The sequence below is a fragment of the Streptomyces hoynatensis genome (genome assembly GCF_003626535.1).
Classification (GTDB): domain Bacteria; phylum Actinomycetota; class Actinomycetes; order Streptomycetales; family Streptomycetaceae; genus Streptomyces; species Streptomyces hoynatensis.
In genome coordinates this window covers 169440-191775 of the sequence record NZ_RBAL01000003.1, presented here as the reverse complement: position 1 = coordinate 191775, position 22336 = coordinate 169440, and the positions used below count along the sequence as shown (strand labels likewise).

The 22336-nt window shown below is 77.4% G+C and carries 14 protein-coding genes; 4 read left to right on the top strand and 10 right to left on the bottom strand.

All coding sequences use genetic code 11. From position 1 onward, the window contains the following. Positions 1-99 precede the first annotated feature (99 nt). Entirely contained in the window at positions 100-708 is a 609-nt protein-coding gene (clsA, locus tag D7294_RS06675; protein WP_120676563.1) for a cardiolipin synthase ClsA, read from the bottom strand. Between the two features lie 153 nt (positions 709-861). On the opposite strand from clsA, the gene ptsP reads away from it, so the two are divergent. Next, on the top strand, positions 862-2541 hold the full coding sequence (gene ptsP, locus D7294_RS06670) for a phosphoenolpyruvate--protein phosphotransferase (protein ID WP_120676561.1): 1680 nt from the start codon (positions 862-864) through the stop codon (positions 2539-2541). Between the two features lie 166 nt (positions 2542-2707). Here ptsP and D7294_RS06665 read toward each other — a convergent pair whose 3' ends face one another. Together D7294_RS06665 and D7294_RS06660 are read right to left on the bottom strand one after the other, a co-directional pair. Further along, on the bottom strand, positions 2708-3652 hold the full coding sequence (locus D7294_RS06665) for a hypothetical protein (protein WP_120676559.1): 945 nt from the start codon (positions 3650-3652) through the stop codon (positions 2708-2710). A gap of 89 nt (positions 3653-3741) precedes the next feature. Further along, positions 3742-5814, bottom strand: coding sequence for an acetoacetate--CoA ligase (locus D7294_RS06660; RefSeq protein ID WP_120676557.1), 2073 nt, complete (start codon positions 5812-5814; stop codon positions 3742-3744). A gap of 152 nt (positions 5815-5966) precedes the next feature. Between D7294_RS06660 and D7294_RS06655 the strand changes: the two genes are divergently transcribed. Next, a complete protein-coding gene (locus tag D7294_RS06655) occupies positions 5967-6848 on the top strand; it encodes a M15 family metallopeptidase (protein ID WP_241562159.1) in 882 nt (293 codons plus the stop codon). A gap of 238 nt (positions 6849-7086) precedes the next feature. Here D7294_RS06655 and D7294_RS06650 read toward each other — a convergent pair whose 3' ends face one another. Continuing rightward, complete coding sequence (locus tag D7294_RS06650) at positions 7087-7542, bottom strand: roadblock/LC7 domain-containing protein (protein ID WP_120676552.1); 456 nt, start codon at positions 7540-7542, stop codon at positions 7087-7089. A gap of 36 nt (positions 7543-7578) precedes the next feature. Continuing rightward, on the bottom strand, positions 7579-10053 hold the full coding sequence (locus D7294_RS06645) for a sensor histidine kinase (RefSeq protein WP_120676549.1): 2475 nt from the start codon (positions 10051-10053) through the stop codon (positions 7579-7581). A 204-nt stretch (positions 10054-10257) separates the two neighbouring features. On the opposite strand from D7294_RS06645, the gene D7294_RS06640 reads away from it, so the two are divergent. Then, a complete protein-coding gene (locus D7294_RS06640; protein WP_120677092.1) occupies positions 10258-10533 on the top strand; it encodes a hypothetical protein in 276 nt (91 codons plus the stop codon). A gap of 342 nt (positions 10534-10875) precedes the next feature. On the opposite strand, the gene D7294_RS06635 is transcribed toward D7294_RS06640, so the two are convergent. Continuing rightward, positions 10876-11571: an alpha/beta fold hydrolase gene (locus D7294_RS06635; protein WP_120676547.1), complete on the bottom strand. Its 696-nt coding sequence runs from the start codon at positions 11569-11571 to the stop codon at positions 10876-10878. Between the two features lie 142 nt (positions 11572-11713). Here D7294_RS06635 and D7294_RS06630 point away from each other — a divergent pair, with 142 nt between their 5' ends. Then, entirely contained in the window at positions 11714-12022 is a 309-nt protein-coding gene (locus D7294_RS06630) for an ArsR/SmtB family transcription factor (RefSeq protein WP_120676546.1), read from the top strand. 90 nt (positions 12023-12112) lie between these two features. Here the strand turns inward: D7294_RS06630 and D7294_RS06625 are convergent, their stop codons facing one another. The 4 genes from D7294_RS06625 to D7294_RS32905 all read right to left on the bottom strand — a co-directional run bounded on the left by D7294_RS06625 (position 12113) and on the right by D7294_RS32905 (position 22133). Further along, entirely contained in the window at positions 12113-16798 is a 4686-nt protein-coding gene (locus tag D7294_RS06625) for a coiled-coil domain-containing protein (RefSeq protein WP_120676544.1), read from the bottom strand. 11 nt (positions 16799-16809) lie between these two features. Further along, a complete protein-coding gene (locus tag D7294_RS06620; RefSeq protein WP_120676542.1) occupies positions 16810-17670 on the bottom strand; it encodes a hypothetical protein in 861 nt (286 codons plus the stop codon). Positions 17671-17848: 178 nt separating this feature from the next. After that, positions 17849-19378, bottom strand: coding sequence for a hypothetical protein (locus D7294_RS06615; RefSeq protein ID WP_120676540.1), 1530 nt, complete (start codon positions 19376-19378; stop codon positions 17849-17851). 121 nt (positions 19379-19499) lie between these two features. Then, positions 19500-22133: an ATP-binding SpoIIE family protein phosphatase gene (locus tag D7294_RS32905; protein ID WP_120676538.1), complete on the bottom strand. Its 2634-nt coding sequence runs from the start codon at positions 22131-22133 to the stop codon at positions 19500-19502. Positions 22134-22336 lie beyond the last annotated feature (203 nt).

The window sequence follows — 22336 nt, the reverse complement described above, 5'->3', positions numbered from 1 at the left end:
TCCGACTGGGCCCGTCTGGAGGGGGCCCGGGCCCGGGGTGGCTCCCCGGAATGTGCGCACGTACGGGCGCCAGGCCCCTGCGACGCTGCCAGGGTGAGCTCAGTCGGCCGTGGCATCCGCCCTCAGGAGACGGCGGACCTGGACCACGTAGAGAATCCCTGCCCACCAGTACAGCGCTGTACCCCAGCCAGCGAACGCCCATCCGAAAATAGCAGCGAGTGATGCCGCCCAGCTACTTCCGTCACTAAGCAGCAGCAACGGGAAGGCGTACATCAGGTTGAATGTGGCGGCCTTGCCCAGGAAGTTGACCTGGGGCGGGGCGTAGCCGTGGCGGTCGAGCAGGAAGACCGCGACCAGGAGCATCAGTTCACGGGCGAGCAGCAGGGCGGTCAGCCACCAGGGCAGGATGTCCCGCCAGGTCAGGCCCACCAGGGTGGACAGGACGTAGAGCCGGTCGGCCGCCGGGTCGAGGACGCGGCCGAGCGCGCTGATCTGGTTCCAGCGGCGGGCGAGCTTGCCGTCGAGGTAGTCGCTGATCCCGCTCAGGGCGAGGACGAGCAGCGCCCAGCCGTCGAGGTCGGGGCCGTCGAAGACCGGGGAGAGCACCAGCCACAGGAACAGGGGCACCCCCGCCAGCCGGGCCATGCTCATGAGATTCGGGATGGTGAAGACCCGATCCGTCTGAATGCGCGTCTCCTGGACCTCCACCCGGAAGCCTCCCCTTGGCCCGTGCCGCTGTTCGTGCGTCAGAACCCTACCGGCACGGCGGCAGACGTCCCGGGGAGGGGGCGATTGCGATGACTTACCCTGTTATGTGGTTTGCGGACCGTAAGGTGGCGGCGCCGATCGCAGGACGGTGAGATGGGGACCAGGCTTCGGGGCGTGGGAGTCAGCGACGGCGTGGCGATCGGGGAGGTCAGGCACCTGGGCGCGGTCGCGCTCGAACCGCCGGAGACGGCGCTCGCCCCGCAGGACGCGCCACGCGAGCGCTCCAGGGCGCAGCAGGCGGCGCAGGCGGTGGCCGCGGACCTCCTGGCGCGCGGCACCCTGGCCGGCGGCGAGGCGCAGGCGGTGCTGGAGGCGCAGTCGCTGATGGCCGGGGACCCGGAGCTGCGGGCGGAGGTGGAGCGCCGGATCGAGGCGGGAACGACCGCGGAACGGGCGGTGTACGACGCCTTCGCCGGCTACCGGGCCGCCCTCGCCGAGGCCGGCGAGTACGCGGCCGCCCGGGTGGCCGACCTGGACGACGTGCGCAACCGGATCGTGGCGAAGCTGCTCGGCGTGCCGATGCCCGGCGTCCCCGACAGCGAGGAGCCGTACGTGCTGGTGGCCCGCGACCTCGCCCCCGCGGACACGGCGCTGCTCGACCCCTCTCTCGTGCTGGGCTTCGTCACCGAGGAGGGGGGCCCGACCAGCCACACCGCGATCCTGGCGCGCGCCCTGCGGGTGCCCGCCGCGGTGGCGGTGCCCGGGGCCGGCGAGGTCCCGGAGGGGACGGTGATCGCCGTGGACGGCCGGACGGGCGAGGTGGTGGTCGGCCCGAGCGGCGAGGAGCGGGCCGCCCTGGCCAGGGCGGCGGCGGAACGGCACGCCGCCTCGCCTGGCGAGGCGGGCCCCGGGGCCACGGCGGACGGGCACCGGGTGCCGCTGCTGGCCAACATCGGCCGCCCCGCCGACCTGCCGGCGGCGCTGGAGGCGGGCGCGGAGGGAGTCGGGCTCTTCCGCACCGAGTTCCTCTTCCTCGAGGCCGGCGAGCGGATGCCCTCCCAGGAGGCGCAGGCCGCGGCCTACCGGGAGGTCCTGCAGGCGTTTCCCGAGGGGCGCGTCGTGGTGCGGGTGCTGGACGCGGGCGCGGACAAGCCGCTCGCCTTCCTCAGGCCGGGCCAGGGGCCGCAGGAGCCGAACCCGGCCCTCGGCGTGCGCGGGCTGCGGGCGCTGCTCGCGCAGCCCGAGGTGCTCGCCACCCAGCTGCGCGCCCTGGCCCAGGCGGCCGCGGGGCTGCCGGTGTCCCTCGAGGTGATGGCCCCGATGGTGGCCGACCGGGCGGAGGCCAGGGCCTTCGCCGGGGCCTGCCGGGCGGCCGGCCTCCAGGCCAGGCTCGGGGTCATGGTGGAGGTGCCGGGGGCGGCGCTGCGGGCCAGGTCGGTGTTGCAGGAGGTGGAGTTCCTCTCGCTGGGCACCAACGACCTGGCCCAGTACACCTTCGCCGCCGACCGGCAGGTCGGGGCGCTGGCCCGGTTCCAGGACCCGTGGCAGCCCGCGCTGCTCGACCTGGTCGCGCTCTCGGCCGAGGCGGCCAAGGCGGAGGGCAAGGGCTGCGGGGTGTGCGGGGAGGCCGCGGCCGATCCGCTGCTCGCCTGCGTGCTCACCGGCCTCGGGGTGACCAGCCTGTCCATGGGGGCCACCGCCCTCGCCTCGGTGCGGGCGGAGCTGGCCGCGCACACCCTCGCGGAGTGCGAGCGGGCCGCGGCGGCGGCCCGCGCCTCCGACGACGCGGAGGCGGCCAGGGAGGCGGCCGGGGCGGTGCTCTCCGGCTCCTGACCGGCGCCGGGCCCTGCGGGGTCCTGGTCATGTCGCTTCTGCCGTCCTCTCCGGCCGCTTCGGGTCTCTTCGGGCCCCTTCCGGGGGGCTCTTCACGTCCCTTCGGGGGTCTCTTCGGGTCTCTGGGGCCCTTCCGGGGCCTCCCGCGGGCGTGCGCCGGCGCGGGTCAGGGCTCCGGGCAGGGGGGCGTCGGCAGGGTGGGGGCGGGGCGGTAACGGACGCCCGGCTCGGGCGGGATGGGATCGCCGGTGCGGACGTCCGTGCAGTAGGCGCTGAAGACCTCGGCCTCGGCGAGCGGGCGCACCCGGCCCCGCTGGAGGCTCCACCCCCGCACCTCGTCTCCCGCCTGCTCTCCCCCGCCGTCCCCGTCCCTCCTGCCGCGCTCCGCCGCGTCCGCCGGTCCGCCGGGCGGCGAGGAGCGCAGCACCAGGCCGCCGGGGTCGCCGGTGGCCATCGCGGCGGCGAGGACCGTGCACACCACGAGCGCCTCCGGCTCGGCCAGGCCGAGGGCGCCGCCGGGCCCGAGCTCGATGCGGACGGCGGCCGTCAGCGGGCCCACCCTGGCGAGCAGGCTGCACACCAGGCGGTGCTCCCCCGGCCCGAGCAGCTCGAGCACGGAGGAGAACAGCGCGGCGGCGCGCCGGAAGGCGCACCGCGGCATCGGCGCCCCGCAGCCGGGGCAGGAGCCGGCCGCCGCGAGCAGCGCCGTGCCCGCCTCCCAGGTCTCCCAGCGCAGCCGCTCGGCCAGCAGCTCCGGCAGCAGGCTGCCGATCGGCTGCCCGCGGTAGGGCACCGTCGCCCCGCGGGTGGCGAGCTCGGCCGTGTACCGCGAGCGGCTGGCCGGGCTGTCCGGGTCGATGCCCTCCCGGGAACAGAACCCGGCGAAGCCCTCCGGGTCGAACAGGGCCACGCTGGTGTGCCCGTGCCGGGCGGCGAGGGAGCGCAGGTGGGCCTCCGTCTGCCGCAGGTAGCCGGCGTGGTCGGTGAAGCGGAACGTCGGATAGCGGCGCATCCGGGCGAAGCCAGCCTCGTCGGCGATGACCGCGACCGTCCCTGCCGTCTCCCGCCACAGGGCGGCGCGGCGCGCCTGGCGCTTCTCGGTGGGTGCCATGTCTCCCCCTCAACACTTCGGAAGCCGATGGTCACCCACCGTAGTCGCCGCCACTGACAGTGGCCGCGGGCGCCGCCCGCGAGGCCCGCTCAGGCGCCGCCCGAGGCGGCCCGCTCGCGTGCCAGGCCGGTGAAGAAGCCCAGCAGCTCGGGGTCGTCGACCGAGCCGGGGTTCACGGCGCTCTCCAGCGCCGCCCCCTGGAGCAGCCGCTTGACCGGCACCTCCAGGCGCTTGCCGGTGAGGGTGTGCGGGATGCCGGGCACCTGGAGGACCTCGTCGGGCACGTGACGGGGCGAAAGGTGCTCGCGGAGCGTGCTCCTGATCCGCTCCCGCAGCGCGTCGTCGAGCACGGCGCCCTCGGCCAGCCGGACGAAGAGCGGCATCCAGTAGCCGCCGTCGGGCCGCTCCACGCCGACCACCAGCGACTCCCGGATCTCGGGCAGCCGCTCGACCGTCTCGTAGATGTCGGCGGAACCCATGCGCACGCCCTGCCGGTTGAGCGTGGAATCGGAGCGGCCGTGGATGACGACGGTGTTCCTGGAGGTGAGGGTGATCCAGTCGCCGTGCCGCCACACGCCCGGGTATGACCGGAAGTAGCTGTCGAGGTAGCGGCGGTTGTCCGGGTCGTTCCAGAACCTGATCGGCATCGAGGGCATGGGCGTGGTCACGACCAGCTCACCCACCTCGTCGGTCAGCGCCCGGCCCGCCTCGTCGAAGGAGTACAGGCCCGTGCCCAGGCAGGGTGCCTGGAGCTCCCCGGTGTACACCGGCAGGGTGGGCACCGCGCCGGCGAAGCAGCTGCACACGTCGGTGCCGCCGCTGACCGAGGCGATCCACAGGCCGGCGCCCGCCTCCTCGTGCAGCCAGCGGAAGCCGTCCGGGGGCAGCGGCGAGCCGGTGGTGGCCACGCAGCGGGTGGCGGACAGGTCGAAGTCGCGCCCCGGGCGCACCCCGGCCTTCACGCAGGCCATCACGTAGGCGGCCGAGGTGCCGAAGAGGGTGGCGCGGGTGCGTTCCGCGACCCGCCACTGCGCGCCGGCGTCCGGGTGCGCGGGGGCGCCGTCGTAGAGCACGGCGCAGCTGCCGGTCAGCAGGGCGGACACCAGGAAGTTCCACATCATCCAGCCCGTGGACGTGTACCAGAACAGGCGGTCGCCCGGGCCCAGGTCGCAGTGCAGGCCGAGCTGCTTGAGGTGTTCGAGCAGGATGCCGCCCTGGGAGTGGACGATGGCCTTGGGCAGCCCCGTGGTGCCCGAGGAGTACAGCACCCACAGCGGGTGCCCGAAGGGAACCTGCTCGAAGACCGGGGCGGCGTCGCCCGCGGTGAGGTCGGCCCACTCGTGGGCGCCCGCGGGCGCCGGGGTGCCCAGCAGCGGGACGTGCACCACGGCCCGCAGGGTGGGGAGTTCGCGGCGCAGTTCGGCGACGGTGGCGGCCCGGTCGTGCACCCGGCCCCCGTAGCGGTAGCCGTCCACGGCGACCAGCGCGGCGGGCTCCACCTGCCGGAAGCGGTCCAGGACCCCGCGGGCCCCGAAGTCGGGGGCGCAGGAGGTCCACACGGCGCCGACGGCCGCCGTGGCGAGCAGCGCGACCACGGCCTCGGGCACGTTGGGCAGGTAGCCGGCCACGCGGTCTCCCCTGCCGACGCCGAGCCGGCGCAGCGAGGCGGCGAGGGCCCCGACCTGGCGGCGCAGCTCCGCCCAGCCCACCGCCTCGGGCCGGTGGTTCTCGTCCACCCTGAGCAGCGCGGGCTCCGCCGCGCGGGCGGGGTCCTCGGCGGCGCGCAGGGCGTGCTCGGCGTAGTTGAGGGTGGCGCCGGGGAACCAGTCGGCCCCGGGCATGGCGCTCTCGCCGAGCACGCGGGTGTACGGGGTGGTGAACCGCACGTCGAACCAGCCGGCGACCGCCGCCCAGAATCCGGGGAGTTCGGTGACGGACCAGCGGTGCAGGGCGGCGTAGGAGGCGGCCGGGTCCCCGGGGTCGGGCGCCGGGGCCCCGTGGTGCGCCGCGGCGTAGGCGTGGAAGCGGGTGAGGCGGGCGGCCCCGGCCGTCTCGGCTGAGGGCCGCCACAGGGGCGCGGGCCCGGCCGTGGCGGCACCCTCGGCCTGGGGGGACGGCTCGCTCGGCGGCTCGGTGGACGGCGCGGCGTGCGCGGCGGTCATGGCGGCTCCCGTGGGTCTCGCGTGCGTCTTCGCGGGCGATGGAAGGACGATGCCAGCAGGCACCGCCCCCGCACCAGGGCCGGGCCACCCGAATGCGGCGGCGCCGCGCCTTCCGGCTTTCCCGGGGCGTGGGCCGCTGGTACGTGTGGAGCGTGCGCCGCAGCCGAGGTAACCCGGGTGCCGCCCGCGCCCCGCGGGCCGCGCCGCCTCCCCGCTCGTCCTCCCGCCCACTCCCCCGGCCCGCCTCCCGGCTCCTTCCCCGCACGCGTCCCGGGGCGCGTGACCTGGGGCGCGACCGGTCGCGGCCGTGGTCCCGCCCGCTGGCCGCGGGCTGCCTGCTGCTCGCCTCCCTCACCGGCTGCCTGGCCGCCGACGCGGGGCCCGGGCACGCCGGACGGCGGGCGCCCGAGGCGTTCGTCGCGCTGCGGGACGTGGCGCCCGGGATCGACGAGGAGATCCGCTACGCCTCGGCGCACAACTTCGTGGGCCGGGTGATCGACGGCTACCGGGAGCCCGTCTGCCTGCTGACCCGCCGGGCGGCGCGGGCCCTGCGCGCGGCGCAGCGGGCGCTCGCCGAGGACGGCTACTCCCTGCTGGTGTACGACTGTTACCGGCCGCAGCGCGCCGTGGACCACTTCCTGCGCTGGGCGGACGACCCCGCGGACACGGGCGAGCGCCGCGAGTTCTATCCGCACGTGCCCAAGGACCGGCTGTTCCGCGAGGGCTATCTGGCGGCGAGGTCGGGGCACAGCCGCGGCAGCACGGTGGACGTGACCCTGCAACGCCCCCGGGGGCATCCGGTGGACATGGGCACGCACTTCGACTACTTCGACCCGCGCTCCAAGCCGGAAGCAAAGGACATCGGCAAGCGGCAGCGGGCGGCGCGCGAGGTACTCCACGAGGCGCTCGGCGCGGCCGGTTTCGAGCGGGCCGACACCGAGTGGTGGCACTTCACCTACCGCGAGGAGCCGTTCCCCGACCGGTACTTCGACTTCCCGGTCACGCGGGAGGCGCTGCGCGGCCCGTCCTCCTGAGCGGCCCCCGGCGGGCGCCGGGGCGGCCCGCGAGCGGAGGCGGAAGGGGACAGCGGGGGTCCGGAGCCACCCCCGTCGGTCCCGGGCCCCGCTGTCACCCGATCCGACGCGGCACCTTCGGGGGCCGGTTCGGGCTACCGGCGCGTTGTCACCGGTTCGCGACATGCGCGCAGCGGAGCGGAGACCTTTCGCCTGCCGTCCGCGGGCGAGGGGGCCGCGGCGGGTACGGTGACCCGGCTCAGCGCCCGTCGCCCGGGAAGGCCCGCGGCGGGGTGGACAGCAGCGGGCCGACGCGCTTGACCAGGAGCGTCATCTCGTAGGCCACCTGCCCTATGTCGGCGTCGGAATCGGCGAAGACGGCGAGGGCGGTGCCGGCGCCCGCCGCGGTGACCAGGAGGAAGGCGTCCTCCAGCTCGACGAGGGTCTGGCGCACGCTGCCGGTCTCGAAGTGCCGCCCCACGCCGCGGGCCAGGCTGTGGAAGCCGGAGGCGACGGCGGCGAGCTGCTCCCCGTCCTCGCGGTCCAGGGAACTGGAGGCGCCCCGGGGCAGGCCGTCCGCGGCCAGGAGCAGCGCGTGCCGGATGCTGGGCACCCGGGAGACCAGTTCGTCGAGGAGCCCGCGGAAGAGGGGGTCCTCCCCTGAAGTCGGGTCGTACGGGGGGCCGCCGTGGCCGGGGGCCTCGGGTGCGGTCATCGGTCCTGCCTTACGGTTCGCTGGCTGCTTACGGTGTCACTGGGGCGGCATCCCGCCGCGCGGCGGATCGGTCTGCCGGCGGCCGAGCTGCCAGCCGCGCTGGAGGGAGGCCATCCGGGCGCGGACCTCCTCGGCGTCCTGCTCCGGGGGCGGCTCGGGGTGGCTGACGGGCCGTTCGGCGCCGGCCCCGGGCCCGTCCTGCCGGTCCCGGCCGCGCGGCGTCCCGGGCGCGGCGCGCCGGACGCGGCGGGGCAGGCCGGTGGCCGTGGTGGGCACGGCCGGCGTGACGGGCGTGGTGGGCGAGGTGGGCGCCGTGGGCGTCGTGGGCGGGGTGGACTGCTCGTCGGGGGTGGGGCCGCCCGGCTCGGGCGGCCTGCCCACCGGCCTGCCGTGGTCGGCGACCAGCACCGGGGCGGTGCGCCGGCGCGGCTGCCCGGGCGGGGGCGCGGATTCCGGGGCGCCGCGGACGGCGTGCGCCCCGGGGCGTTCCGGCTCCCGCTCGTGCTCCCTGGCCCCGGTGTCCTGCCCCGGGGCTCCGGCGCCGACCGGGGCCTCCAGCTCGACGGGCCCGTCGACCGGCCCGTCGAGCAGGACCGGCCGCTGCCCGCCGGGAAGCCGTCCCGGCGGCTCCTCCTCGGCCTCGGTGAGGAGTTCGCCCGGGATGAGGGTCACCGCGGTGGTGCCGCCGTAGGGCGACTCCCGCAGCGAGACCCGGAGCCCGTGCCGCTGGGCCAGGCGGGAGACGACGTAGAGGCCGACCCGGTCGCTCTCCGAGGGTTCGAACTCGGCGACCTCGGCGAGGCGCAGGTTGGCCTCGCGGAGGGCGTCGGCGGTCATCCCGAGGCCCCGGTCGTGGATCTCCAGGGTGAAGCCGTGCGGCACCCGCTCGCCGCTGACCTGGACGGCCGTGTGCGGGGGCGAGAACACCGTGGCGTTCTCCAGGAGTTCGGCGACGAGGTGCACCAGGTCGGCGACGGCCCCGCCGGCGACGGCCAGCGGCGGCATGCGGCGCACCTCGATCCGCTGGAAGTCCTCGACCTCGTCGACCGCGGCGCGCACCACGTCCATCAGCCGCTCGGGCCTGCGCCACTGCCGGGCGGGGGCGGTGCCGGAGAGGATGACGAGGCTGTCGGCGTGCCGCCGCATGCGGGTGGCCAGGTGGTCGGCGCGGATCAGGTCCTCCAGGTCCGCGGGCTCGCCGGCGCGGCGCTTGAGGCCCTCGAGCAGGCTGAGCTGGCGGTGCAGGAGGACCTGGCTGCGGCGGGCGAGGTTGACGAAGACCTCGGACATGCCGCGGTGGGTGCGGGCGCGGGCCACGGCCGCGGAAACGGCCTCGCGCTGCAGCGTGTTGAGGGCCTGGCCGACCCGGCCGATCTCGTCCTGGCCGTACTCGAGGCGCGGGGCCTCGGTCTCGACGTCCACGTGCTCCCCGGCCGCCAGGCGGCGGGTCACGCCGGGCAGCCGCACCTCGGCGGCGTCCTGCGCCTGGCGGCTCAGCGCGCGCAGGTCGCGCACCAGGCCGCGGCCCAGGCGCAGCGCGAGGAGGGCGGAGAGCAGCAGCCCCGCCAGGCCGAGGCCCGTGACCACGGCGGCCCTGGTGTTCGCGGCGGACACCCGGCCGTCGAAGGCCCCGCGGTAGCCCGCGTAGGCGGTGCCGGTCAGCCGCCCGAGCTCGTCCAGCGCGGTGGAACTCGCCTCGGCCCACTGGTCGGCCCTGACCGCGGCGGTGTGGCCGGCGAGGAGGTCCTGTTCGAGGGAGCCGACGATGCGCCCGGTGCCGCCCTCCCAGAAGGTCTCGTGGGCCTGGCGGTCGTCCAGGAGGAGGTCGGGCAGGGAGGCGTCGTAGGTGAGTTCGCGCCGCAGGACCCGGTCGTTCAGCGCGTCGAGCTCGCCCTCCTCGGTGCGGCCCGCGGCGAGCAACCCGGCCACCAGGGCGTCCTCCTGGGAGAGGTACTCGCGGGCCTGGCGCAGCCCGGCGACGGCGCGGCCCCGGGGGTCCAGGTCGGGGTCGGCCTCGGGCTGGAGCACGGCGAACAGGCGCAGGGCGGGGGCGACCAGGCCGCCGTAGGCGTCGAGGGCGCCGGTGCGGACGATGGTGTTGCTCTCCACCTGCTCCCGCAGCTGGCCGAGGCTGCCGAGCGCGGTCAGCAGCGCGTCGAGGCGGTCCGCGGCGGCGTCGTGCAGGCCGCCGCGGGCCTCGTCGCCGGCGGCGGAGAGGGCGGCGACGGCGGTGTCGGTCGCCTCCCGCATCCGCTGCAGCTCGCTGGAGGCCTCCGCGCGCCGCGGGTCGGCGAGGTAGACCAGGGTCTGGCGCCGCTCCTGCTGGAGCGCGAGGACGACCTCGCCGAGCGGCGGGTCGAGGGTGTCCACGGCGGAGACGGCGGCGCCGGCCGCTCTGGCCTGGCTGATGGTGGTGGCCGCGGCATAGGCCCAAAGGGACACGAGCGACAGCAGGGGCACCAGCACCAGCGCGCCCATCTTCCGCCGGATCGACTTGCCGCGAAAGCGCATGCCCCTCCCCTTGACCGTCGTGCCGGCGGGGCGTGTGTCCCGCCGGCACGACGCGAGCCTACTACCGGTGTGCGGGGCCTCACCGGCGTATCGGCGGGGTGCAGGGGGGAAGTTGACCGGCGGGGCGCGTTCTACCATGGAAGTCGAGGACATATCGCGCATCTCACCGTGCAGGGGGGAGGCGGAGTGTACGCGAGGGCCCGCATGCCGGACCCCGTCCGGGAGGCCGCCGTTCGGGCGGTCATCATCATCGCGCTGACGCTGACTCAGGTGGTCGTGGTGCTGCTGTGCACCCTGGCCGGCTCGTGGTTCGCGTTTCCGATGCTGATCTGCGCGGTGGCGAGCACGTTCGTGGCCACCTGGGCGGTGCTGGACATCTGGGTGACCCGGCAGTCCTGGCGGCAGCGCAACGGCGTCGTGTCGGTGCCGAGCAGCGTGGCCAGGGACCGCTGGCGTCCGCTGCGGCGCAGGACCGATTGACCCGCCCGGCAGGCCGGAGGGGCGGCGGCGCCCGCGGCGGCCGGCGGGTGGCGCCGGGCCGCCGCCCGCGCCCGGCCGCCCGGCGGGGCGCCGCGGCTGCCCGGCCTGCCCGGCCTGCCCAGGAGGTGGCTGGTCAGCGCGGCGAGCAGGAAGACGGCGGTCTCGTACGCCCGCCCGCGTCCGTGTGCCGCCGCGGGGTGCCCGGGCGCGGTGGCGTACAGGAGGCCGGCGAGGGTCAGGCCCGGGTGCCGCCGAGGTGCCGGGCGGTGGGCAGCAGCCCGGAGACGGTGCCGGCGGGCACGAAGGGGGCGCCGAGCACCACGGGCAGCACGCGCCCGGCGGTCACGCGACCTCTTCCAGGGCCGCGAGGTAGCCCTCCACGTTGTCGAGGTGGACGTCGTGGCCGGTGCGGGGCACGGTGCGCAGGGCGAAGCCGACCTGCGCGAAGTGCGCGGCGAGGGGCGGCGGGACCAGCTCGCTCGGGTCGGCGAGCAGGAGGAGCGAGGGCACCACGGGGAAGACGGGCACGTAGGCCGTCTCCAGGTAGGCCATGCGCGTGGTCTCCGGGTCCCAGTCGCGCCGTTCCGCGAGGCGGACGCGGATGGTCTCCTCGCTCCAGGCGGGGTGCGCGGCGCGGTAGTCCGCGGCGGTCCAGGACGCGGTGGCGCGGATCGCGGGCTGGGCCGCCCCGTAGCCGACGCCCTGCCAGGGGTACCAGGCGGGGTCCTCGTAGACGGCCTGCCCGGGGCGCAGCCGGTCGGCGATCATCGCGAGCAGGACGCCGCCGAGGGAGTGCCCGACGGCGAGGTCGGGGCGCGGCGGGAGGGCGGCGAGGAGGTCGTCGGCCCAGCTCTCCCTGCTGTAGGGGCCGCGGGGGCTCGCGCCGTGGCCGGCGAGGTCGGGGGCGAGGACGCGGTAGCCGCGGGCGGCGAGCCAGGGACCGACCCGCCACCAGGTCTCGGAGCTGCCGGAGAGTCCGTGGACGAGCACGGCGGTGCGGGGGCCCTGGCCCCACTCGCGGAGGTGAAGTTTCGGCATGGCGCTCACCTTTCGGCCGGGGGGCGTGCCGGGTTTCCGGACTTCGTGATTTTGACGAGCATCGAAGTGCTCGCGATGACGCGGATGCTAGGCCGAGACTTCGAGGGCTGTCAAAGCCTCGAAATTAGGTAGGGTGAGGGGCATGCGTGCGCTCCACCACCCCGACCTCGGCTCCGTCGAACTGGCGACCCTGCTCAGCGCGCTGGCCGACCCGGTACGGCTGAAGGTGGTCGCCCAGCTCGACGCGGCGGGGGGCGTGGTCTGCGGCGGCTTCGACGTGCCGGTGAGCATGTCGACGCTCTCGCACCACCTGAAGGTGCTGCGCGAGGCGGGCGTGGTCCGGGTCACCCCGGAGGGCAGCTTCCGCAGGCACGAGCTGCGGCTGGCGGAGATCGAGGGGCGGTACCCGGGCGTGCTGCCGCCCATCCTGGCGGCGGCCCGCGAGGACTAGGCAGGCGCCGCCGTCACCCGCGCCCCCCGGCCGGGGCGCGACCGCTCCGGCCGGGGGGCGCGGGCCGGGGCGCGGGGCGCGCGCCGGCGCTCAGGGGCGGGTGGAGGGGGGCTTGCGGAAGATCCGGGTCGTGGTGATCTCCCCGTGCGCCGCCGGGTCCGGCTCCGGGCTCGGCAGGCCGGGCCGCAGGTGCTCCTCGACGGTGATGTACTTCAGGCCGGCCCGCAGGTCGGCGTCGTTGCGCAACCGGATCACCAGGGGGAACTCGGCCAGCGCGGTCGTGTCGAACAGGCCCGTCGTGTACAGCAGCTGGACGCCGAGGGCGTCGGCGACCGCCCGCTGGAGCTCCAGCAGGTAGGTGGCGTTGGCGCGGCCGATGGGGTTGTCCAGGAAGAGGGTGCCCGCGTGGCGGTGCCGGTCGCGGCCGCGGTCGTTGCCGCGCAGCGCCGCCATCGTGCAGTACAGCGCGATGGCCGCGGTGAGCAGCTGGCCGCCGGAGAACACGTCGCCCATCTGGCCGACCGGAACGCGCTCGGCGCGCAGCACGGCGTCGGGCTTGAGGATCTCCACGCTCACCCCGCGCGGCCCGAGGGCGGCGTGCACCCCGCGCAGCAGCAGGGACATCCCGTCGCGGCGCAGGTCCGAGTTCTTCCTGACGGCCGCGCGGGTCGTCTCGTCGACGACCTCGCCGAGCACGTCGCTCAGCGTCGCCTGGTCCGGGTCCTCGAAGCGGATGCGCAGGAACTCCTGGCCCGACCACTCGCCAAGTCCCTCGGGCAGCCGGGACAGGCGCTGGGCCGAGCGCAGGGTGGTCAGGCTCGACTCGACCAGCCCGCGCAGCCGGTCCACGATGCCGTCCCGGTTGCGTTCGAGCTGGGCCAGCTCGTCGGTCAGCACCCGCAGCCGCGGCGCGAACGCCTCGGCCCAGGCCGCGGCGTGGGTGGAAAGGGCCGCGGCGGGCAGCTCGCGGATCTGCTGCCTGGCCGGCGTGCGGACCTGCTCGTAGCGCGCCGCGTTGGCGTGCCGCACCAGGCGGTCCGCGGCCTCGCGGACCGCGGCCTCCGCGGCGGCGAGCTCGGCGGCGTGCGCGCGCAGCGCGCGGCGGGCCTCCGTCGCGGCCTGCCTGGCCTCGGCCGGCGAACCCGGGTACGGCTCGGCGGGCCGCGCGGCCGCCTCCCCCGCCTCGGCCCCCGGCTGCTCGCGGGAGGCGCCGGGGGCGGGGTCGCGCAGCAGGTCGCGCAGCAGCGCGGCGATCTCCTCGAACCCGCCCGCGCCCTCCTGCGCGGCCCGGTGGTCGCGCGCCAGCTCCTCGTGGGCCTGCCGGGCCGCCTCCAGGGCGGCCTCGCGGGCGGAGAGCGCGGCGGTCGCGGCGCGCAGCAGCTCCCTGGCCTGCTCCGCGTCGCCCGGGATCTGCCCTTCCGGCAGCTCGATGTGCGCCGCCCCCTCGGCGGGCGCCAGGCGCTCGGCCTCGCCGCGCAGGCGGCCGAGCCGCTCGCTGGCGGCACCCGCCCGGGACTCAAGCAGCTGGACCAGGGACTCGGCACGGGCCGCGGCGGCCTGCCGCGAGGGGCCGTCGGCGCCCTCGGGACCCTCCAGGAGCCGGGCGGCGCGGGTGCGGACCTTGTTGCTCAGCCGGTCGAGGGCGGCGAGCGCGGCGCTCTCCTCGCTCTCCGCCCGCGCCTGCTCGGCCCGCAGGTCGGCGCCGACGCCGACCTTCTCGTACAGCCGGGAGGCGGTGCGGTACGCCTCGCGCAGGGCCGGCAGCGAGGGCGGCTTCCCTCCCCCGCCGCCGGACTCGGGGCCGGGGTCCGCGGCGGAGTCGGCCGCGCCCTCGGGGGCGCCGGAGACCTCCGCGCGCTCGGCGCGCAGGGCGCTTGCCGTGCGGCGCGCGTCGTCGGCGGCGCGCTGCGCGGTACGGCGGTCCTCGTCGGCGGCCCTGGCGCGGGCGAGCAGCTCGGCGGCCCTGGCCTCCGCCTCGGCCGCCTCGGCGGCCAGCTCCTTCAACCCGGCCTGCCAGCGGGTGCGTTCGCGCAGCCGGAAGGCCAGGCCCTGGAGGGCGTCGGCCGCCCGGGCGGCGCGCTGGGCCGCCTCCTGCCGCTCGTCGCGGGCCCTGGCCGCCTCGGCGGCTGCCTCCTCGGCGGCGGCCCTGGCGGCCTCGGCCGCGGCCAGCCGCTCGCGGGCCGCCTCGGCCTCGGCCCCGGCCCGCTCGGCCGCCGCGGCCAGCTCCGCCAGGCGCCCGGCGGGGCAGCCCGTGCGCCAGGAGGCGAGCCTGGCGGAGAGGGTGCGGTCGGCGGAGACCCGGGCGGCGAGGGAACGGATCTCCGCATCCCGGGCGGTGGCGCGCTCGCGCAGCGCGCGGCGCTCGTCGTCGGCGGCGCGCTCGTCGTGCATCGCCGGGTTGGGCGGCACGAGGAAGACGCCGCTGTCGCGCCCGCCGGGCGGCGGGGTGGGGGCGAGCAGCGCGGCCGCGGTGCCGACGGCGACGGCGGAACGCGGGAGCAGGGCGGCGCCCGAGAGCACCTCCCGGGCACGGGCGTGGCTGTGCGGGTCGGTGATGACGACCCCGTCGACCAGCTCGGGCCGCGCCGCCAGCACGGCGGCGTGGTCGGCCGGGTCGACGGCCTGGGCGAGGTAGCGCCAGCCGGGCAGGGCCGGGATGCCGTGCTCGCCGAGGAACTCGACGGTGGCCAGCACGTCGGGGCCGGGCGGCAGCAGCCCGCCGTCGCCGAGGGCGGCGAGGATGCGGGCGTCGTCGGCGGCGGCGGTGCGCAGCTCGAACAGCTGCCGCTCGGCGGCGGAGACGCGCTCGTCGAGCAGCTCGCCGAGCAACTCGGCGTTCCGGTCGAGCTCCTCGGCGGTCAGCCCGGGCTCGCCCGGCTCCTCCGCCTCGGGACCCGGGCGCCGCGCCCCGGGTGCGCCCTCCGCTGCGCCGTCCCTCCCGCCGGGGGCGAGGCCGAGGAGCCGGGCGAGGTGCGGCTCGGCGGCCAGGGCGGCGGCGGTGCGGTGCTCGGCCGCCCAGGCGGACCTGGCGGCCTGCGCGGCGTCCGCGGCGCGGGCGGCGGCCAGCTCGGCCCTGGTGTGCTCGGCCGTGGCCTGCCCGGCCAGCTCGGCGGTCCTGGCGGCGGCCTCTCTGGCCGAGGCCAGGGCGGTGGCGGCCTGGGCCGCCGCGTCGCCCGCGGCCAGGGCGGCCCTGGCCGGGTCGGTGCCCGCGAGCCAGCCGGCCCGTACCGCCTCCGCGGTCTCCTGCTCGGCCTCGGCCAGCCGCTGCCGCAGGTGGGCGCTCTCGCTGCGGGCGCGCTGCGCCTCGGTGGCCGCGGTGGTGGCGTCGCGGTGCGCGGCCTCCGCCTCGGCCTGGATGGCGGCGGAACGCTCCTCCTGCTCGGCCGCGGCGCGCTCCGCCGCGGCGGCCGCCGCGTGCAGGGCGCGGACCAGGGCGGCGGCGGCCCGCCCGCGGGCGGCGAGGGCGGGGGCGGCGTCCCGCTCGGCCTCCCGGATGGCGGCGGCCACCCGCGCCGCGCGGTCGGCCGCGGCCCGGTGCTGGAGCACGGTCTCCGCGGCCTGCCAGGCGGAGTGCAGCGTGCGGGCCTCCGTCAGCTCGCGGCGCTGGGCCGTGGCGGCCTTCTCCGCCGCGCCGAGCGCCAGCGTGGCGTGGCGGTAGGCCAGCTCCGCCGCGGTCAGGGCGGCGTGCTCGCGGGCCCCTTCCGCCTCGGTCACCGCGCGCCCGGCGGCGGCCACCCGCTCGGCGAGCTCGGCGGCCAGGCCGCGCTCCCGCTCCCCGCGGGCGGCCAGGCGGGCGGCGAGGGCCCGGGTGCGCCGCTCGGCGCCGGCGTGGACCGCGCGGGCCGCGTCGCGCGCGGCGGCGGCCTCGGTGATCCGGGTGAGCAGGTCGAGGGAGCCCGCGGTGAAGTCGCGCTCCGCGGCGAGTTCGGCGCGGCGGCCGAGCTTGTGGGCGAAGCCGTGCACGAGGTCGGCCAGGCCGTCGGTGTCGCGGGTGTCGGTGACGGCGCGCAGCAGCAGGTCGGTGAAGTCCGAGTCGTTCTTGACCGCGAACAGGCCGGCGGCCTCGCCCTCGTCGGCGTTCATCTCCCGCTGGTAGCGGAAGAGTTCGGGGTCGAGGCCGAGGCGGTTCAGGTGCTCGATCCAGCGCTCGTGGACCTCCTCCCAGACCACGTCCAGGTTGGGGTAGGCCTTGCCGGTCTCGGTGAGGACGTCCCGGAAGCCCTTCATGGTGCGGCGGCGCCCCCTGGCGCCCGAGGCGCCGTCGGCCCGCGGGCGCAGGGCGGTGGACTCGGCCACCGGCAGGGAGTCGAGGCTCATCCCCGGACCGGGCCGGAAGGAGTACCAGGCCTCGGCGAACTTGCGCGGGTCCCCGGAGACCTGACGGCCGCGCCACTCGCTGACCTTGCCCACGACGACGGTCTCCCCGGTGAGGGTGTGCTGCCATTCGAGCGCGACGTGACCGCAGTCGTCGGCGAGGAGGAATTTGCGCAGCACGCCGGAGCTGGCGCCGCCCAGGGTGTTGCGGTGGCCCGGCAGCATCACCGAGAAGATCAGCTTCAGCAGCACGGACTTGCCGCCGCCGTTCTCCAGGAAGAGGACCCCGGCCGGGGCCGGGCGGCGCGGCGGGCCCGTGGGTTCCTCCTCGAAGAAGTCGGCCTGCGCCGGGGCCGGGTGGGGCACGGGGTCGCCGACGCCGCGCAGGTCGAGGACGGTGTCGGCGTAGCGGGCGCCCGCGGGCCCGATGGAGTAGAGGCGGACCCTGGAAAGCTCGTACATGGGGGCCTCTCTCAGCCGTAGAAGGGCAGACCCGCGCCCTCGGCGAGGCCGAGGGCGCCGTCGTCCGGTGGCAGCAGCGACGCGCTGCCGTCGGCGACGGGGACGATGCCGAGGTCGAGCAGTTCGGCCATGGCCGCGCCCGCGGCCAGGTCGCGGACCTGGAGCTGGTAGCGGGGGGTGGTGCGGTAGGCGCCGCCCGCCTCGTCCCCGGTGCGCTGCAGGAAGCCGGAGTCCGCGAGGAAGGCGACGGCCTTGCCGACGATGCCGGTCGTGGAGCCGGCCAGCCGCCGGGCGTCCTTGGTGGCGCCGGTGGCGCTGCGCCTGGCGTAGACCCGCCAGGCCGCCTCCAGGCCGGGGGCGTCGGCGGCCGGGTCGGTGTTCTCGCCCTGCTCCGCGGCGCGTTCCGCCAGGCGGCGGCAGGCCTCGCGGACGAAGGACTCGACGCCGTTGACGGTGATGCGGCCCAGGTAGCCGTCGTCGGCGAGGTCCTCGGGGCGGGGGAAGGCCAGGGCGGCCACGGCCAGGTGCGCGAGGCCGTGCAGGAAGCGGTCGGCGGGGTCGGCCGCGGCGCGGCGCGCGTACTCGCCCATGCGGACGGCGAAGACGGAGTCCTCCGCGGCGGCCACGGCCATTCCCGCCCGGGCGGACACTTCGAGCACGACCAGGCCGAGGCCGGTGGCGACGGCGTCGGCGAGCCTGGCGAAGGCGGGCTCCTCCTGGTAGCGCCGCAGCAGGGCGCCGTACTCGGCGTCGCGGGCGGGCAGCAGCCTCGGCTGCAGGCCGAAGGAGACCAGCCGCGCGGCGTCGGCGGCGTCGGCGGGCGTCGGGGCGCCTCTGGTCTCGCTCGCGGTCTCGTGGCCGGGGTCACTCATCGGCGTGGGCTCCTCGCGGATCGCACGGCGGCCCGTGCCCGGGGGGAGCTCCCCGGCGCGGGCGCGTGGTGGGACGGGCAGTGGGGGAACGGGGGCGGGCCCGGGGGGCCGGGCGGGCCGGGGGCGGGGTGCGCCGGCCGGGCGCCGCGCGGGCCGGCCGGGCGGCCGTGGGCCGGGGTCACGGGGCGGGCTCCGCGCGGGCCGCGGCCATGCCGGCCGCGTCCAGCAGGGCCGTGCCGACGATGAGGTCGGCGCCGCCGAACTCCGGGTCCTCCAGCGGGGTCCCGTCGTCCACCGCGAACAGCAGCCGGCTCTCCCCCTGCCGGTAGGCGGTGCCCACGGCGGGGCTCGCGGCGTGCACCGCGAGCAGGGCCACCAGGTAGGGCAGGTCGGGGTCGGTGCGCCGCGCCTCGGCGAGCAGGCCGGAGAGCCGGCGCGGCGCGTCCTGCGGCAGCCGCAGCAGGTCGAGGGCGGCGGCGAGCTGCTCCTCGCTGAAACGGCTGTCGTCCGGGGTGGCGATCAGGTCGGGCTCGGGCAGCTCGGCCCCCAGGTGCTCGCGGGGCGCTGGCGGGGTGAGCAGCAGCTCGGCGAGGTCGGCGAGCCGCACGGCGCCGGGCGGGCGCGGGCCGGTGCCGCGGGCGAAGAAGGCGTCGGTGACGCGGGTGGCCCGCTCCAGCGGCGCGGGCAGCAGCGGGGCGAGCAACTGCCCGTACAGGTCGGTGCCGGCGCGGGCGGCCGGGGGCTGGAACGCCTGCCGGTCCTGCTCGGCGCGGAACAGCGGGCCCGCCTCGAGCAGCCGGGTCTGCAGCTGGGTGTGGCGGCGGATGCAGTCCTTGACGATGTCGACGAGCTCGGCGGCGCGCAGCTTGGGCCCGGCGCCGGTGGCCTCGTCGCGGGCCCGGCGGATGTGGGTGAGGATCGCGTTCTCGTGGCGGTAGCGGTCGGCGATGTGGTCCAGCGCCTCGCTGATCATGTCGGGGACGGCGTGCAGCCAGTCGACGGCCCGGACGTTGCGCCTGGTGGTCTCCAGGGTGCGGCGCAGGGTCTCGGCGTACTGGACGGTGCGGTAGCGCGCCTGCTCGGCCGCGAGCTGGGCGTCGGCCAGCCGGCCGCGGCTGATCAGCACCTCCAGCTTGACCTCGGCCGCGATCTGGGCGCTGGTGACGTCGGTGTCCAGGGCGCCGACGAGCACGTTGACCGCCTCGTCCGTGGTGCGCAGGTAGACCCCGCCGCCGGGTCCCGGCACCTCCTCGATGAGCTTGAAGTCGTAGTCCCTGCGCACATATGCGCCGTCCGGCCCGAAGGTGCCGTAGACGGCGCGGAAGCCCCGGTCGACGCTGCCGACGTTGATCAGGTTGTCCAGAACCCAGCGGGCCACGCGCTCGTGCTCCGCGGGGGCGCGCCCGGGGGCCTGGGCGGCGATGCGCGGCAGGAGCCTGGCCACGATCTGCTCGTGGTCCGCGCCCGCGTCGAAGTCCATGCTCAGGGTGACCAGGTCGATGGCGGCCAGCGCGATCTCCGCCATGGCGTAGGTGCTGTACTCGCCCGCCAGGTTGGCCTTGCGCGCGTCCAGGTCGTGCAGGGGCGCGGTGCAGGCCAGGGCGCGCAGCCGGCGCGCCAGGCCCTCGTCCGCCGCGGGGCCGGGGGCCGGCCGCGCGCCGGGGACGGCGGGCTGGTCGTCCGAGGTCACAGGCGGTGGTGCGGTCACGAGGAGAACCTTAGGCGCTGGCACCGACAGGCCGTGACGCGCGCGGGGGCGGCCCCTGCCCCTGGGGCCGCACAACGGCCCGCCCGCCGGGACGGGTTGGGCCCGGCGGCGGGAGCGGGCGTCAACCGCGGTCCAGGGGCTGCTCCGTCCAGATCGTCTTGCCCGCCGCGGTGTACCTGCTGCCCCAGCGGTGGGCGAGCTGGGCGACGAGGAACAGGCCGCGCCCGCCCTCGTCGGTCGGCCTGGCGCGCCGCAGGTGGGGCTGGGTCTCGCTGGGGTCCGACACCTCGCACACCAGGGTCTCGTCGCGGATCAGGCGCAGCCCCACGGGGCCGCCCGCGTAGCGGATGGCGTTGGTGACCAGCTCGCTGACGATGAGTTCGGTGGGGAAGGCGTTGCCTGCCAGGCCCCACTCGACGAGCTGGGCGATGACGACGTCGCGCGCCCGGCCGACGACGGCGGGCTCGGCGGGGAACTGCCAGTCCATGGTGGCGGCGGGCGGCAGCGGCCTGACCTGGGCGACGAGCAGGGCGACGTCGTTGGCCGGGGCGCGCCGCGGCAGCAGGGCGTCGAGCAGGGCCTGGCCGATCTCGGCGGGGCTGTGTCCCGCCGCCGCCTCCGCGGTGACCCGCTCCCGCAGCAGCCGCGCCCGTTCCTCCCGGGTGGGGCCCTCGTCCCCCGGCACGCCCCGCCCCTCCCCGGCGCCCCCGGCGTCCGTGGCCTGTGCCGCCCCGCCGGCGTCCCCGGCGTCCCGGACGCCCCCGCCCGCGTCGGCCTGGCGCGCCTCGCCGCCCGTGGCGTTCCCGCCCTCCCCGGCCTCCGCGCCCTCCCCGGCCTCCTGCGGGTCGCGGGCCGGCCGGGCGTTCTGGGGGTTCTGCGCGACGAGTTCCTCGCTGTAGAAGACCAGCAGGCTGCCCGGGTCGACGCGGACCCGCACGCTCTCGAAGGGGGTGCCGCCGACGCCCAGCGGCGGCCCCGCCTTCAGCGGCGCCTCCACCGCGGGCTCCCCCGGCCGGGCGACCAGCGGGGGCAGCCGCCCCGCCGCGGCCATGCTGCAGCCCCCGCTGACCGGGTCGTAGACGCAGTACAGGCAGGTGGCGCCGATGGCGCCGCCGACGGAGCCGCCGGGGCGCGGCGTGTCGGCGAGCCTGATGGCCAGGTCGTCGAGCCTGGTCAGCAACTCGTCCGGGGCCAGGTCGAGATCGGCGAGGGTCTGCACGGCGGTGCGCAGCCGCCCCATGGTCGCGGTGGCGCTCAGCCCGTGCCCCGCGACGTCGCCGATGACGAACGCGACCCGCGCCGAGGACAGCGGGATGACGTCGTACCAGCCGCCGCCGATCCCCGCCGCGGTCCCGGCCGGCACGTAGCTGCCCGCGGTCTTGGCGGCGGTCAGCTCGTACACCGGCTGCGGCAGCAGGCTGCGCTGGAGGGTCTCCAGGGTGCGGTGCTCGCGGGTGTACCTGCGGGCGTTGTCCACGCTGAGGGCGGCGCGCGAGCCGACCTCCTCGGCCAGGTCGGCGTCCTGCCGGGTGAAGCGGGTGCGGCCGGTGCCGCGCCACAGGGAGATGCAGCCGAGCACCTGGCCGCGGGCCCGCAGCGCGAGCACCATGCGCGAGCCCCCGGCCGGCAGCAGCTCGCGCGCCCGCGGTCCTGCCGCCCCGGTGTCCGCGGCCCGCACCCGCAGCGCGTCCTCGCCCGGCTCCAGCGTGGCCAGCCCCTCGGCGGCGCCCGGGCCGTCCAGGTGCTCGATGTGGAAGGCGGCGCCCCGGGCGAAGACGTCGGCGGGCCAGCCGTTCCCGACGAAGGTGGTGGCCACGCGTCTGAGGGCGGCGCCGGAGAGCGCGGGTCCCGGCTCGTCGCCGCCCAGCACCGCCTCGGCGAGGTCGACGGCGGCCAGGTCGGCGAACTCGGGGACGAGGACCCGGGTCAGCGCCTCGGCGTTGTGGTGCACGTCGAGCGAGGCCCCGATGCGCTTGGCCGCGGTGTGCAGCAGATCCATCCGGCGGCGGCTCTGGTGCTGCTCGGTGATGTCGTTGAAGAGGCTGACGATCCCGAGCAGCAGCTGATCCGGGCTCAGCAGCTGCATGCCGGAGATGGCCAGCACCCGCTCCCGGTCGGGCGCGTCGACCAGGCGGGCGGAGTGCTCCCAGTAGGCGAGAGGCTCGCCGGTGACGGCGACGGTGCGCAGCCGTTCCAGGATGGCCTGCGCGTCCTCGGGCACCACCATCGACTCCAGCGGCGCGGGCAGGCGCTTTGGCGGTCCCGGCGTGCCGGTGAGCAGCGTGCCCGGGTCGAGGTTGATCCGGCTGATCAGGAGTTCGGCGTCGTGGATGGCCAGGCCCACGCGCCGCTGGTCGAACAGGGCGCGCACCAGCGCCTGGTCCTCCTCGCGGCGCCTGGCGGCCTCGCCCGGGGTCAGCGCGACGAGGAGCCGGCCCGGGCCCTCGGCGAGCAGCGGGCAGACGGCGAGTTCCACCTCGACGGCGCGCCCGTCCGGGTGGCGCAGCGCGTTCATGCCGCGGACGGGCTCGTCGGCCCCGGCGAGCACCGGCCAGGTCGCGGGCTCGGTGAGCAGCTCGGGCAGCCGCACGCCGCGCAGCCCGCCCGGCGGGCGGCCGGTCAGCAGCTCGGCGCCGCAGGTGGCGCCGAGCACCTCGGCGTCCGGGCCGAGCAGGAGGACGGCGCGGGCGCCCGCGGGCAGGGGGGCCTCCGGGGGCGGGGCCCCGTCCTCCTCCGGCTGCGGGGTGGCGTCCACGGTCCTCCCTTCCTCGTCGGGCCTCGGCTGGGTTCGTCGGGTCCTCGTCGGGCCTCGGCACCACTGTCGCGGACCCGCGCCCGGGCGGCGACCCAGGGCCGGGCCCGGACCCGCCGGGGTGGCGGCGGCTCCGGATGCGCGGGTGGGCCGTTCGGGGTGCAATGGCACAGAGCCCCGCCGAAGGGGATCGTGCGCCGCTGAGG

What these genes read in the sequence shown, in the direction of transcription:
- D7294_RS06620 (WP_120676542.1), bottom strand. Translation starts at nt 17,670, where the DNA reads ATGAGTGACCCCGGCCACGAGACCGCGAGCGAGACCAGAGGCGCCCCG.
- D7294_RS06645 (WP_120676549.1), bottom strand. Translation starts at nt 10,053, where the DNA reads ATGCGCTTTCGCGGCAAGTCGATCCGGCGGAAGATGGGCGCGCTGGTG.
- D7294_RS06665 (WP_120676559.1), bottom strand. Translation starts at nt 3,652, where the DNA reads ATGGCACCCACCGAGAAGCGCCAGGCGCGCCGCGCCGCCCTGTGGCGG.
- D7294_RS06625 (WP_120676544.1), bottom strand. Translation starts at nt 16,798, where the DNA reads ATGTACGAGCTTTCCAGGGTCCGCCTCTACTCCATCGGGCCCGCGGGC.
- D7294_RS06630 (WP_120676546.1), top strand. Translation starts at nt 11,714, where the DNA reads ATGCGTGCGCTCCACCACCCCGACCTCGGCTCCGTCGAACTGGCGACC.
- ptsP (WP_120676561.1), top strand. Translation starts at nt 862, where the DNA reads ATGGGGACCAGGCTTCGGGGCGTGGGAGTCAGCGACGGCGTGGCGATC.
- D7294_RS06650 (WP_120676552.1), bottom strand. Translation starts at nt 7,542, where the DNA reads ATGACCGCACCCGAGGCCCCCGGCCACGGCGGCCCCCCGTACGACCCG.
- D7294_RS06635 (WP_120676547.1), bottom strand. Translation starts at nt 11,571, where the DNA reads ATGCCGAAACTTCACCTCCGCGAGTGGGGCCAGGGCCCCCGCACCGCC.
- D7294_RS06640 (WP_120677092.1), top strand. Translation starts at nt 10,258, where the DNA reads ATGCCGGACCCCGTCCGGGAGGCCGCCGTTCGGGCGGTCATCATCATC.
- D7294_RS06660 (WP_120676557.1), bottom strand. Translation starts at nt 5,814, where the DNA reads ATGACCGCCGCGCACGCCGCGCCGTCCACCGAGCCGCCGAGCGAGCCG.